13 protein-coding genes are annotated in these 12,012 nt (G+C 49.6%); 10 read left to right on the forward strand and 3 right to left on the reverse strand.

Going from position 1 to position 12,012, the window contains the following annotated elements; genetic code table 11:
* Positions 1 to 94 precede the first annotated feature (94 nt).
* The 3 genes from NSQ46_RS12270 (at position 95) to NSQ46_RS12280 (ending at position 2,968) form a co-directional block, all read left to right on the forward strand.
* On the forward strand, positions 95 to 1,117 hold the full coding sequence (locus NSQ46_RS12270; protein WP_342576813.1) for an FAD-binding protein: 1,023 nt from the start codon (positions 95 to 97) through the stop codon (positions 1,115 to 1,117).
* A gap of 125 nt (positions 1,118 to 1,242) precedes the next feature.
* On the forward strand, positions 1,243 to 2,172 hold the full coding sequence (locus NSQ46_RS12275) for a manganese-dependent inorganic pyrophosphatase (protein ID WP_028406260.1): 930 nt from the start codon (positions 1,243 to 1,245) through the stop codon (positions 2,170 to 2,172).
* A gap of 280 nt (positions 2,173 to 2,452) precedes the next feature.
* The gene (locus NSQ46_RS12280) at positions 2,453 to 2,968 is read left to right on the forward strand and encodes a hypothetical protein (RefSeq protein WP_040738154.1); all 516 of its coding nucleotides are present in this window, start codon (positions 2,453 to 2,455) and stop codon (positions 2,966 to 2,968) included.
* Between the two features lie 84 nt (positions 2,969 to 3,052).
* Here the strand turns inward: NSQ46_RS12280 and NSQ46_RS12285 are convergent, their stop codons facing one another.
* Positions 3,053 to 4,075, reverse strand: a complete 1,023-nt coding sequence (locus tag NSQ46_RS12285; RefSeq protein WP_342576814.1) for an LCP family protein — start codon at positions 4,073 to 4,075, stop codon at positions 3,053 to 3,055.
* Positions 4,076 to 4,367: 292 nt separating this feature from the next.
* Entirely contained in the window at positions 4,368 to 5,117 is a 750-nt protein-coding gene (locus NSQ46_RS12290) for a hypothetical protein (RefSeq protein ID WP_028406258.1), read from the reverse strand.
* 281 nt (positions 5,118 to 5,398) lie between these two features.
* Here NSQ46_RS12290 and NSQ46_RS12295 point away from each other — a divergent pair, with 281 nt between their 5' ends.
* The 7 genes from NSQ46_RS12295 (at position 5,399) to NSQ46_RS12325 (ending at position 11,333) form a co-directional block, all read left to right on the forward strand.
* Positions 5,399 to 6,166: an amino acid ABC transporter substrate-binding protein gene (locus NSQ46_RS12295; protein WP_028406257.1), complete on the forward strand. Its 768-nt coding sequence runs from the start codon at positions 5,399 to 5,401 to the stop codon at positions 6,164 to 6,166.
* A gap of 143 nt (positions 6,167 to 6,309) precedes the next feature.
* The gene (locus NSQ46_RS12300) at positions 6,310 to 6,969 is read left to right on the forward strand and encodes an amino acid ABC transporter permease (protein WP_028406256.1); all 660 of its coding nucleotides are present in this window, start codon (positions 6,310 to 6,312) and stop codon (positions 6,967 to 6,969) included.
* Positions 6,970 to 6,983: 14 nt separating this feature from the next.
* Complete coding sequence (locus NSQ46_RS12305) at positions 6,984 to 7,730, forward strand: amino acid ABC transporter ATP-binding protein (RefSeq protein ID WP_341033076.1); 747 nt, start codon at positions 6,984 to 6,986, stop codon at positions 7,728 to 7,730.
* Between the two features lie 204 nt (positions 7,731 to 7,934).
* Positions 7,935 to 9,428: an alpha-N-arabinofuranosidase gene (locus NSQ46_RS12310; protein WP_341033077.1), complete on the forward strand. Its 1,494-nt coding sequence runs from the start codon at positions 7,935 to 7,937 to the stop codon at positions 9,426 to 9,428.
* 5 nt (positions 9,429 to 9,433) lie between these two features.
* Entirely contained in the window at positions 9,434 to 9,709 is a 276-nt protein-coding gene (locus tag NSQ46_RS12315) for a DUF6171 family protein (RefSeq protein ID WP_007128531.1), read from the forward strand.
* A gap of 167 nt (positions 9,710 to 9,876) precedes the next feature.
* Positions 9,877 to 11,112 (forward strand): MFS transporter, encoded by a 1,236-nt coding sequence (locus NSQ46_RS12320; RefSeq protein ID WP_341033078.1) that lies wholly within the window; start codon positions 9,877 to 9,879, stop codon positions 11,110 to 11,112.
* A gap of 20 nt (positions 11,113 to 11,132) precedes the next feature.
* Complete coding sequence (locus tag NSQ46_RS12325; protein WP_341033079.1) at positions 11,133 to 11,333, forward strand: hypothetical protein; 201 nt, start codon at positions 11,133 to 11,135, stop codon at positions 11,331 to 11,333.
* Here the strand turns inward: NSQ46_RS12325 and NSQ46_RS12330 are convergent.
* Positions 11,330 to 11,716 carry a DoxX family protein gene (locus NSQ46_RS12330; protein WP_341033080.1) on the reverse strand — a complete coding sequence of 129 codons (387 nt, stop codon included), beginning with the start codon at positions 11,714 to 11,716 and terminating at the stop codon, positions 11,330 to 11,332. The genes NSQ46_RS12325 and NSQ46_RS12330 overlap by 4 nt on opposite strands.
* Between the last annotated feature and the right edge of the window lie 296 nt (positions 11,717 to 12,012).

Consider the following 12,012-nt stretch of genomic DNA (forward strand, 5'->3'; position numbering starts at 1 on the left):
ACACCAACCGACGAGTTGCATCATAATTATGTAACATCCCCACAGGCAGGCGATTATCCGCTGTGTGAAAGTGAAATGATAGGGAGTGTCTAAGATGACTTTACATAAATCTGCAATTGATCGATTGTGCAAGCGCCATGTTCCGTTATCCGATTATTCAACTTACGGTGTCGGCGGCTTGGCGAATTATTTGGCTATGCCGGAGACTTCAGCAGATCTTGCGGAGCTGCTGCAGGATTGCAAGCGGCTCGGAATGCCGTGGTATATATTCGGCATGGGCTCCAACATCCTGTTTCCGGACGAACCGAATAAGGACATGGTGTATATTTCCTTGAAGCGGCTTGTCGAGCTGACGGTCAAGGATGACAAATGGTATGTGGCGTCGGGAACGCCGATGTCGCTCTTGTCGCTTATGGGCTTGATTGGCGGGGGCGATTCGCTGGACTTTACGTTCCTGCTGCCGGGCTGCGTCGGGGCAGGCATCTATATGAACGCTAAGTATAATGCCAGCCAAGTATGCGACATTCTTGATACGGTTTATTATATCGACACGATGGATCCGGGGCTCAGCGTCCGTTCAATCCCGGCTTCAGAATGCCAATTCGCTTACAAACAGTCGATATTCCAGCACCATCCATGGATTATTATCGGGGCAGATCTGAACACGCCGGTCAGCTCCGAGGAGCAGATCAGCTCTACCGCGCTGCTGTTGCAGGAGTGGAAGACGAGAGGAAGTCACCCATCCTCGTTGCCGTCGTTCTTCTCCTTCTTCCTTGGCGAGGTTCATGCGCTCGCGGGAAGAGGCATACCGACCCCGCAGTCGATGCTCGACATTATCAAGTACCGGACAAGTAAACGGCATTTCGATTACCCTTCCTGCGGCTCCGTATTTAAAAATAACTATGATTATGGAGTTGCCATCGGCTCCTTGGTGGATCAGCTGAATTTGAAGGGGACGGAATACGGCGGGGCGATCATTTCCCCGCATCACGGCAATATGATCCTGAATCAGAATCATGCCAAAGCGACGGATATATTATATCTGATGAATGTCATTACAGAGGCGATTCATCAACGGTTCGGTTTTATTCCAGAGCCTGAGATTGTCTTGGTGTAAAAGGGACCATTCAAAAATTCTCTGTAAAGTCATTGGAATAAGGAGCATTTAACGCTATAATCAGATAGGTGACATCTGTTTATGGATTTAAACGGTTAATCTAGGATGTGAAAGGGGAATAACCTATGGCTAAAACATTGATCTTTGGACACAAAAATCCGGATACGGATACGATTTGCTCGGCAATCGCTTATGCCGATTTGAAGAAACAGCTCGGACTCGACGCTGAACCGGTACGTCTCGGCGAAGTGAACGGAGAGACCGCTTATGCGTTGAAATACTTCAACGTCGAAGCACCGCGTCTGGTAGAGACCGTTGCGAATGAGGCTCAGGACGTCATTCTTGTCGATCATAATGAACGCCAGCAAAGCGCTAGCGACATCGAACAAGTTCGGGTGGTTGAAGTTATCGACCATCATCGGATCGCCAATTTTGAGACAAGCCAGCCGCTGTACTACCGCGCTGAGCCTGTCGGCTGCACCGCTACGATCCTGAACAAGATCTACAAAGAGAAGGGCATTGCAGTCCGTAAGGAAATCGCAGGGCTGATGCTGTCCGCCATTATATCCGATTCGCTGCTGTTCAAATCTCCAACCTGCACAGAGGAAGATGTTGCTGCTGCCCGCGAGCTCGCGGAGATTGCAGGCGTCGATGCGGAAAGCTACGGACTCGACATGCTGAAGGCCGGTGCCGATCTGAGCGACAAAACGATCGAGCAGCTTATTTCCCTTGACGCGAAGGAATTCAGCATGGGCGCAGCGAAGGTTGAAATCGCCCAAGTGAATGCGGTTGACACAAACGACGTTCTGTCCCGTCAAGCAGAGCTTGAAGAGGCCATTCAAGGGATTATCGCTAAGAAAAACCTGGATCTGTTCGTGTTCGTTGTTACAGACATTCTGAATAACGACTCGATTGCGCTCGCGCTTGGCAAGGATGCCAAGGCGGTTGAAAGAGCCTACAATGTGTCGCTTTCGGATAATAAAGCGCTGCTCAAGGGCGTTGTATCCCGTAAATCGCAAATTGTTCCCGTGCTTACCGAAGCTTTCAATCAATAATACTTATGTTAAGGCCTGTCCCTGCTGAACCATTGGTTCGGCAGACAGGCTTTTTTTGTTGCGGACAGCGCGGCGGATGTGCATTCACCGTCATTGAAATGCGAAGGTTGAGATATTGTAATGAATTTACACCGCTTTGACATCCTTTTTGGCGCGATGCTCCGTATAATCGTAGTATGAATCATACATAGAGGATTGTTTCAATCTCACGGAATTCGGGTAATATACGGTGAGAAAACGATCTTTCACACTTAGTAATGTTGAGGGAGCGATGAGAAGTATGAAGAAGACGGCTTGGAGATTGGGAGCGTTGATGCTGCTTGGTTTGTTCATGATCCATTCGGTTGGCGTAGCCTCGAGCAACAATTATGAGCCGGTTCCGAAAGCTTCGAATCAGGAGGCTGCCTATATCAATGCGCTTGAGGTGAAAGACGGACAGGTCTATCTGGAAATCGATCCGATTGAATGGTACGAAGGCGAGGAAGCAAACGCGATCTTCCGAGAGCGGGAGCAAGACCCGGAAATGACCGAAGCCCCGGACGGCTATTATATTGTTAATGATACGGAAGAGCGGATTACATTGCCCGTAGCGGGAAACGCTGAGGTTCGCCTGCAGCTGTATGATCATACCGGACGGTATGAGGATGCCCAGGTCGTGTGGAATCAGCAGGTCAGCCTCGACAAGTTCACCGATATCTATCGAAAAGACGATATTGTGGATATGAAATGGTTCCCGTTCCACATCACGGTGGAAGACGGCGAGGTCGTGAAGATCATCCAGCAATATGTGCCGTAACTTGGGCCTTGAAGGCCCAAGAAGGCTTTATGAGTACATCCGGCTCGTCCTGGGATCAGATCAGCGCTGCACTGAACCTTTTGCCTAGTCCATATCTTGAGGGTGAATAAGGTCTTGTTTATGAATATCGCTATTTAACCAATTCGAGATAAGCTTTTGAGTGTATTCTAAATCTTCTGCATCAAGGTCATAGTACCAAGTGGTTCCTCTCGTTTTTCCCCGGCCTTGTAACATGTGGTTCTCAAAATCAGGCGGCGTATCATTTAAATAAACAGTTTCAGCCAATTTCAGGATCAGATCAGGGTCCATGTTAGTGGTGAAATTGGACCCCGCAATATCGATTAATTCAGGAACTTTAGCGACGTTCTTGAAATCTAAAATTTTGTTCGTTACGGCTCTAATAAATATTCGCTGCCGCTCGGTACGTTTAAAATCGGAGTCCTCTCGGTAACGAACGTAACTTAAAGCATCAAGACCGTCATACATCGGTTTGTTAGGCTCTATCCTTAATTTTTCATGCTTCGGGTTCTTATTTTCAATTACTTTGGTTATCGGAAGCTTTACACCTCCAATTGCGTCCACAATGTCTATAACTCCTTTAAAATTCACTGTAGCGTAATAATCGACTCGGTTCTTGAGTAAGGACGCAACTGTGTCCATACTCATTTTTTCTCTGCCATGAGCATACGCAGAGTTGATTTTTGATCTTACATCCCTGCCTATTATTTCAGTATATGAATCCCGGGGGATCGAGACTAATAGGATTTTGTTATCTTTAGGTCGAATTACGGAATATATGATCGTATCGGATCTGCTGGGCTCTTGATCACGCTGATCAATCCCCATAAGGAGCAAGGAAAAGGGTTTACCTTCATAGGCGTGAGTATTTCTAATCTCGTACCCAAACGGTTTGTAGGAATTGTCTAACGTTTCTTTGATATCTTTTTTGAGCAGTGTATTAAAGGCAAGCAACGATAATTCTTTTCTGAACAGATATCCAGCGCCGACAAGCAGGATGAGTATGATGAGCGATATACCAATCCGTTTCTTGATATTGATTCTGCTGCGGCCCTTAAGCCTCCTCCTTGACACCGTTCTAGGTTCCATACAACGTACAACTCCTCAATAAATAGTTTTGAAAATGAAAATGGTTAACGGATGCCGAGTAGAAGCAGATCCCGTGAAGAAGGGGTCGAAGGGTTTGCCAATATATCATTCGATCGATTTGAGAGAAGTAAATCTCGGCATTATATCCCTATTCTAGTTTAATTTCCAGAAAAATCAACAAACTTCTTGGTAGATTTGCAATGCTGTCCCTCAATGACAAGAAGTGCTGCTGCATGCACAGCGACACTTCTTTGTTATATTATTTGTTTTTGACTCGGATCGCCGGCATGGACTAAGAGTCCTTGCGGCCTGGATGTGCGGGCGGCGCCAGCTTTCCATTAACGACATCGCTTACGAACTGCGGAAGCTTCGCCTTATGCTCCGAATATTCTTCCTTGGAAATTTTCCCTTCCGACAGTTTTCGGTCAAGACGCTTTGTAAATGCCTGAACCTGCTGATCGATCACGGACTGCACGGCTACTCCTTGCTCCTTCGCCAGCTGGGCAAGGGTTTTACCGGACCGGAGGGATTCCTTCAATTGGTCATCCGACAGCTTCAGCATTTGGGCAAGTTCATGCTCGGCGGCAATCATTCTTCCTTGGCGATGATGCACCCGCTGCTTCTTCCACCCGCCTTTGGCATCGAGAAGTCTGTCGGCAGCCGCGGAGTAATCAATGGATTTACCAAGCTGCTTCGGGTGTGCCGCTACTTTCTCCTTCAACATCTCGACGAGCTTCGCTTTCATATCCTCTCTGGAAACCCCTTGCTCTTTGGCAATTTCAGCGAGCGAGGAGGTCTTGAGCTTGTCCCGCAGAACCTCTGGCTCTAGCTTGAGATAATCGGAGATGGCTTTGAACATGCGGCCGGGTTTATGCTGACCGTGGCCGTCTTGTGCGGCAGGGCGAGAAGGAGAAGAGGCCTGATTCTCATTACCTGCAGGCTCCTGCGCCCATGTCGTGCCGGGCAGATAGGCGAGTCCCATGACGATGGCGATCGTCATCAAGACAAGTCTTCTGGTGAAATTCAAATATTTACGGTTCATATGGGTTACCGCCTTTCTGGATGTTTGGTGTAACGTTCGTCATTGTTTCCCGTTTTGCTGAGTTCATCATTAAAATAACCTTAATATAGGATGAAAATACATAAATTTCATTATTTCGACAATGTTGATGAAGCTTCTGTGAACCTATCGACTCTTTTCTGCTAATATGGTATTATGGTGTCCTGATAACGCACTAAAGCAAAACGCAGAAATTTTCATATTGCACGGATCACCGATATCCTGAATATGGCTGCATGAATTGTCACAAGGGGGATTTATACATGAAAAAATTGGCGTCATTATTGGCAGGATTGGTTATCCTAATGACTGTGATCGGGTGTTCAAGCTCAGGCGGCAGCTCGAATGAGCTGGTGATCGGCATCGACGACAAATTTGCTCCGATGGGCTTCCGGGATGAGAACAACGAAATCGTCGGTTTCGATATTGATTATGCGCGTGCCGCTGCAGAGAAGATGGGGATGGAGGTAAAGTTCCAGCCGATCGACTGGAAAGCGAAGGAATCGGAGCTGATGAGCGGACGAATCGATCTGATCTGGAATGGTTACACAATCACGGATGAGCGCAAGGAGAAGGTGCTGTTTACGAAGCCTTACCTTGAGAACAGCCAAGTCGTAGCAGTGCTTGAAGGTTCGGAAATCAGTACCATTAGTGACCTGGCCGGCAAGAATATCGGCCTGCAGTCGCTTTCGTCCGCAGCCGATGCGCTCAGTGCGAATGCTATCCATAGCCAAGTGAAGGACATTTCCGAATTTCCGGACAACGTGCTTGCCTTAAGCGATTTGAAGAATGGCCGGGTGGATGCCGTCGTGATTGACGAGGTCGTTATGAAATATTATATGTCCAAGGAAGAAGGCACCTATAAGATTTTGGAAGAAACTCTGGCGCCTGAACAATATGGCATCGGTGTGAAGAAGGGCAACGAGGAGCTGCTGAACAAGTTGCAGAAGGCTTTGGATGAGCTGAATGCCGATGGTACCGCCGCCTCGATATCTAAAAAATGGTTTGGCGAAGAAAAGGTACTGAAATAATTCGCAGAACCAAGATGATGTACGCAGTCTTTTCATAGCAAATGATCAAGAAACCGGACTTTGACCCAAGGCTCCGGTTTTGTTGACGACATTAATGAAAAACTCTGAATTTGAGTTTTCATAACGGGAGTATAGTGATCAACATGAATTTGGATTATATCATTCAGATCGGCAAGCCGATGCTGGAGGGCGCACAGACAACGATACTGCTGTTCTTCATTGCCATCATTGCATCCATCCCGCTCGGCTTTGCCTTAACGTTAATGGCGAGAAGTTCGGTGAAGCCGCTCGCCTGGTTTGCGGGAGTTTATATCTACGTCATGCGGGGCACGCCGCTGCTGCTGCAGATGCTGTTCATCTGCTTCGGCCTGCCTGTGCTGCCGGTCATCGGGGAGTATCTCGTTTTTGATCGTTTTGTTGCGGCATGCTTGGCCTTCGTGCTGAACTATGCCGCCTATTTTGCCGAAATTTTCAGAGGCGGCCTGCTGTCCATAGATAAGGGACAGTATGAAGCCGCACAGGTGCTCGGCCTTAGCAGATGGCAGACGATGGTCAGAGTCATCCTGCCGCAAATGTTCCGCGTGGCTCTGCCGGCCGTTTCGAACGAATCCATTACGCTGATTAAAGACACCGCGCTGCTGTATGCGGTGGCGGTCCCGGAGCTGCTTCATTTCGCGCATACAGCCGTCAACCGCGATGTTACCATCATGCCGTTTGTGATTGCAGGCATCATTTATTTGCTGATGACGCTCGTACTTACGCTGCTGTTCAAATACCTCGAACGACGATTTAAATTTCAATAGAAGGAATGGCTGCTATGGCGATTATTGAAGTATCCCACATGAAGAAATCATTCGGACAGCTGGACGTGCTGAAAGACGTCAGCTTCGATATACAACGGAACGAAGTCGTGGCCGTTATCGGCCCCTCCGGCTCGGGAAAGAGTACAATGCTTCGGAGCCTTGTCCATCTGGAAGAGATCAACGGCGGATCGATCAAGGTCCAGGACCAATATCTGGTGAAGGACGGCGCATATTCCGCTCCAAAGCAAATCAAGACGATCACTTCCCGCATGGGGATGGTGTTCCAGCACTTTAATCTGTTTCCGCATCTCACAGTTCAGGATAATTTGGCGCTTGCACCGAAATACGTGAAGAAGGAATCGAAGGATGAAGTGAGTAGAAGGAGTACAGCGCTGCTGCAGAAGGTCGGCCTTTCGGATAAAGCGGGAGTCTACCCGGCGAACCTGTCCGGGGGGCAGAAACAGCGTGTCGCCATTGCGAGGGCGCTCATGATGAGCCCCGACATCCTGCTGTTCGACGAGCCGACGTCGGCGCTCGATCCCGAACTGACGGGGGAAGTGCTTGAGGTGATCCGGCAATTGGCCAGGGAGAATATGACGATGATTATCGTTACCCATGAGATGGGATTTGCACGGGATGTAGCGGACCGGATCCTCTTCATGGATCACGGACAAGTGATCGAGTCGGGAACGCCAGAGCAAATCTTTCATCATCCGAAAGTCGATCGAACCCGGGAGTTTCTTAACCGGGCGATGCGTTAACCAATATAGACCTGCTGCACTTACAGGACCACATCGTCCTGCAGGTGAAGCAGGTTTATTTTTTGGGCGAAAAATATGTATTTTTAGTGAAAGCGTTTAATTTCCGGGTTGACGAATGGAGAAATGCCCGATATCATTGTTTTAAAGAAATATGAATTGATTCATATAAATATTTATAAAAGTACAGCGAGGAGCGAGTAACCAATGAGTCATGTTATTACGATTAACGCCGATGTGTCGCATGGAACGATTAACCGCAATATTTACGGGCATTTCTCCGAGCACTTGGGACGCTGCATTTATGAAGGGATCTGGGTCGGCGAAGATTCGAAGATTCCTAACACGGAAGGAATCCGAAATGATGTATTGGAAGCTCTGAAGAAGCTCAAGATTCCGGTACTGCGTTGGCCGGGCGGCTGCTTCGCGGATGAATATCATTGGAAGGACGGCATCGGACCGCGGGAGAACCGCAAGCGGATGATCAATACGCACTGGGGCGGCGTGGTCGAGAATAATCATTTCGGTACCCATGAGTTTATGCGGCTGTGCGAGCTGCTGGAATGCGAACCATACATATCGGGCAACGTCGGAAGCGGCACGGTTCAGGAAATGTCGGAATGGGTCGAGTATATGACGTTCGACGGGGTGTCTCCGATGGCTGAATGGCGTAAGGAGAATGGCCGGGAGAAGCCTTGGAAGCTGAAATATTTCGGCGTGGGCAACGAGAACTGGGGATGCGGCGGCAATATGCGTCCGGAATATTATGCGGACCTGTATCGCCAGTACCAGACCTATGTCCGGAATTACGGTGAGAATAAGGTGTACAAGATCGCCTGCGGCCCGAACGTGGACGATTACCGCTGGATGGAGACGGTCATGAGGGAAGCCCATCCGTTTATGGATGCGATCAGCCTCCATTATTACACGATTCCGGGCGAATTCTGGACAGGCAAGGGCCCTGCGACCGGATTTACAGAGCAGGAATGGTTTACGACCATGAAAAAGGCGCTCCATATGGATGAGTTGATTACGAGACATTCCGCGATTATGGATCAATATGATCCGAACAAGCGGATTGGTTTGATCGTAGATGAATGGGGAACCTGGTATGATGTGGAGCCTGGAACGAATCCCGGCTTCCTGTATCAGCAAAACACGATTCGGGACGCTCTCGTTGCCGGCTTGACGCTGAACATCTTCCATGAGCATAATGACCGTGTCGTCATGGCGAATATCGCCCAGATCGTCAACGTGCTTCAGTCCGTCATCTTGACGGAAGGAGAGAAAATGCTGCTGACGCCGACTTACCATGTGTTCAATATGTATAAGGTGCATCAAGACGCGGAACGTCTGGATGCCCACATCAGCGGCTCCGAATATGAAATGGACGGCGAAAAGATTCCGCAAGTCTCCGTCTCTGCATCCAAGGATGCCGAAGGGAAAATCCATGTCAGCCTGTGTAATGTAAGCCATGATTCGCAGGCGGATGTGTCTGTTGCACTCCGCGGTCTTGCCGGACCGATCTTCAAAATCAAGGCTGAGCAGCTGGCCGCAGATTCGCTGGACGCCCATAACACCTTTGAGGAACCGGACGCGCTTACGCCGTCGACCTTCAGTGCCTATGAAGTGGAGGAAGGCATCCTTCACGCGAAGCTCGCTCCGATGTCCGTGACCGTCTTCGAAATTACGGCGGGGTAATCCGCATGGCGGATAACCGATGCAAGGGCTGCCGCGACGATTATGTCGTCGACAGCAAACAGATTGAGCGTGTGCTGGCGTCCCCGATGTTCCGCTCGGACCGCTGCGTCTCCGACAGCGAGTATGAAACTCGCCTGCATGCCTGCATGTCATGCCCGAAGCTGCAAGGCGGCACCACATGCCTGGTATGCGGCTGTATCGTGCAGATCACGGCAAAGCTGAAGGAGAAGCGTTGTCCATATCCCGGAGAAGACCGATGGTCGGCTGAGGCCGTATCTTGACGCTTCCCGGTACACTAACCTGCTTCCCGTGTATTAAACACGGGAAGCAGGTTTTTTTAATGGAGGATTTCCTCGTCACAAGGGACCCGAGGTTTACAAATTCTGACGGCCGATGATATGATTTTAAGATACATATTGAGACTTAGGGCTTAGGAATGGAGGCTGCAATGAATAGAGGAATCTTCGCCTGTTACTGGACCGCTCATTCCGGCACTTCGCTGGCTGATGTGGTATATATCATGGTGATCACTACCTATATGTACCAGGAATCGGGCTCCGCGTTTATCGCGGCGCTGTTTCCGCTGCTCAATGCAGCAGCCAAATTCGTGGCGGGATTCACGGTGCCGCTTCTTATGGAAAGGTACCCGTTTGCCAAGCTTCTCACTAGGCTGCAGCTTGTAAAAGCGTTGCTCGTTACCGCGCTTGTGGTGTTTTTTCCATACATCGCTCCGCACGTTTATCTGCTGTGCATCTTGATCCTGCTGATCGCCTGCGCTCACGGCTGGGGGACTCCGCTCCTGCAGTCGATCGTGCCGCGAATCGTGCCGTCGGACCGGCTTGTAAAGGCGAACAGCTCCCTGTCGGTGACGGAGCAATCGCTGCAAATTGCGGGCTACACCTTCACAGGCTTCCTGGTGACCCAGATCGGGCATCAACCGACGTTAATCATTACGGCCATCCTGATCTGGGTATCGGTGATCAGCCTGCTGCTTGTCACACGGGTAATGCCAGGTGACGATTCGGGCCCGCGGCGTGCAAAGCCGAATCGTAAGGCGATTCTTGAGGGGTGGTCGTATTTATGGCGTATCCCGACGCTTCGTATCGTAACGCTTATGGATATGATTGAAGGCGTTGCCGGAACGATCTGGGTCGGTGCCATTACCTTGGTTTACGTGAAGGAAGTGCTGCATCAAGGAGAAGCATGGTGGGGCTTTATTAATGCAAGCTATTATGCGGGCGCGATTCTGGGCGGTCTGCTGACGGTTCTGTTCTCATCGTTTATCCAGAAGCATTTGATCGCTTGTATGGCTGCAGGCTCCGCGGTGTTCAGCCTGCTGACGCTGTGGTACGGGCTGAACAGCATTCCGATGGTTGCACTCGTGCTGTGTATCGGAATGGGACCGGCGTATCAGCTGAGGGACGTTGCACAGCAAACGGCTTTCCAGACGAGCATCGAGCCATCCATGCTGCCGAAGGTATACGCATCGCGCGGCATTCTGCTTTCAACGATTACGAGCATTTCAATCGCCGTCATCGGTCTGATTGCGGATACGCTCGGCATTCGGATGGTCTACATCATCGGTGCCGTTTGTATTGCGGTTTCAGCCGGGTTGTCTTTCGTCATCGTAAGTATGCAAAAGAAGCAGACCCAAGCGGTGGACTCAAGCGGGAGAACGGCTTAGCAAGAAGATTGAAGTTTATTTTGGCGCTGTGGAAATCCATTATCAAGAACAAGAAAGCTGCACCTGATATCCGGACAAACCGGGATATCGGTGCAGCTTTCTTAATGTTGATTTCCTATTATGAGGGGCACGATGGCCGGAGTATGCTTGGAATGCTGCCGCTGCCGATCTTCGGGCAATCGGCCGTTGGCTGCTCGGTTGTAACGCAGGCTTACACCTAGCGCTTCTTGGTAAATAATGAATCGACGGATAGCAGGCTGCTGCCGCTCAGCGCAAGATGGGCCGCCATGGAAAGAAGCGCAACGTCGAGCTCGTAGCCGTTCAGGAATCCCATCCCGAGCTTGGCCTGCACGATGGCAACAATCAGCACGATTCCTAGAACAACGGAAGCGATGCGGGTGGCGAAGCCCAGAATGAGAGCGGTTCCGCCGACGATTTCGATTATGGCGACAACCGAAGCCATGAATGCCGGAATGCCAAGGCTCTCGAAGAAGCCCTCGATATTGCTGATGCCACTCCCGAATTTATCCAGCCCATGGGCCAAGAAGATAATCCCTAGGACAACCCTTATGATCAAAGTGCCTGCAGAAGCATAGCTTTTCATTTTGAGTCGTTCACTCCTTTTTTTAGATGTTTTAACCGTGACTATGACGGCGTCAAACCCTAGTAATGTTATTAGCTAACTTTTCGTATAGGAATAACAATACGTTGTATCATACAGACTCATCTATTCATTGTCAAGTAACTAACTAAAAATCACTTAAAGGAGAAATGTTCAGCTTGAAGCGGCTCAAATCCGGAGTTTTTGGCTTGCTTGATTTGGAAGACACATCCTAATAACGAATAGCCGCTCTGCCCGGGAAGCGTCATGAAGGGACGGTACCGCGCTGCCGATCTCCC

The sequence above is a fragment of the Paenibacillus sp. FSL M8-0142 genome, from assembly GCF_038597315.1.
In the GTDB taxonomy this organism is placed as follows: Bacteria; Bacillota; Bacilli; order Paenibacillales; family Paenibacillaceae; genus Paenibacillus_AQ; species Paenibacillus_AQ lactis.

Excerpts from the sequence above, each read along its gene's own strand:
- NSQ46_RS12270 (WP_342576813.1), top strand. The coding sequence starts at position 95 with ATGACTTTACATAAATCTGCAATTGATCGATTGTGCAAGCGCCATGTT.
- NSQ46_RS12275 (WP_028406260.1), top strand. The coding sequence starts at position 1,243 with ATGGCTAAAACATTGATCTTTGGACACAAAAATCCGGATACGGATACG.
- NSQ46_RS12280 (WP_040738154.1), top strand. The coding sequence starts at position 2,453 with ATGAAGAAGACGGCTTGGAGATTGGGAGCGTTGATGCTGCTTGGTTTG.
- NSQ46_RS12285 (WP_342576814.1), bottom strand. The coding sequence starts at position 4,075 with ATGGAACCTAGAACGGTGTCAAGGAGGAGGCTTAAGGGCCGCAGCAGA.
- NSQ46_RS12290 (WP_028406258.1), bottom strand. The coding sequence starts at position 5,117 with ATGAACCGTAAATATTTGAATTTCACCAGAAGACTTGTCTTGATGACG.
- NSQ46_RS12295 (WP_028406257.1), top strand. The coding sequence starts at position 5,399 with ATGAAAAAATTGGCGTCATTATTGGCAGGATTGGTTATCCTAATGACT.
- NSQ46_RS12300 (WP_028406256.1), top strand. The coding sequence starts at position 6,310 with ATGAATTTGGATTATATCATTCAGATCGGCAAGCCGATGCTGGAGGGC.
- NSQ46_RS12305 (WP_341033076.1), top strand. The coding sequence starts at position 6,984 with ATGGCGATTATTGAAGTATCCCACATGAAGAAATCATTCGGACAGCTG.
- NSQ46_RS12310 (WP_341033077.1), top strand. The coding sequence starts at position 7,935 with ATGAGTCATGTTATTACGATTAACGCCGATGTGTCGCATGGAACGATT.
- NSQ46_RS12315 (WP_007128531.1), top strand. The coding sequence starts at position 9,434 with ATGGCGGATAACCGATGCAAGGGCTGCCGCGACGATTATGTCGTCGAC.
- NSQ46_RS12320 (WP_341033078.1), top strand. The coding sequence starts at position 9,877 with ATGAATAGAGGAATCTTCGCCTGTTACTGGACCGCTCATTCCGGCACT.
- NSQ46_RS12330 (WP_341033080.1), bottom strand. The coding sequence starts at position 11,716 with ATGAAAAGCTATGCTTCTGCAGGCACTTTGATCATAAGGGTTGTCCTA.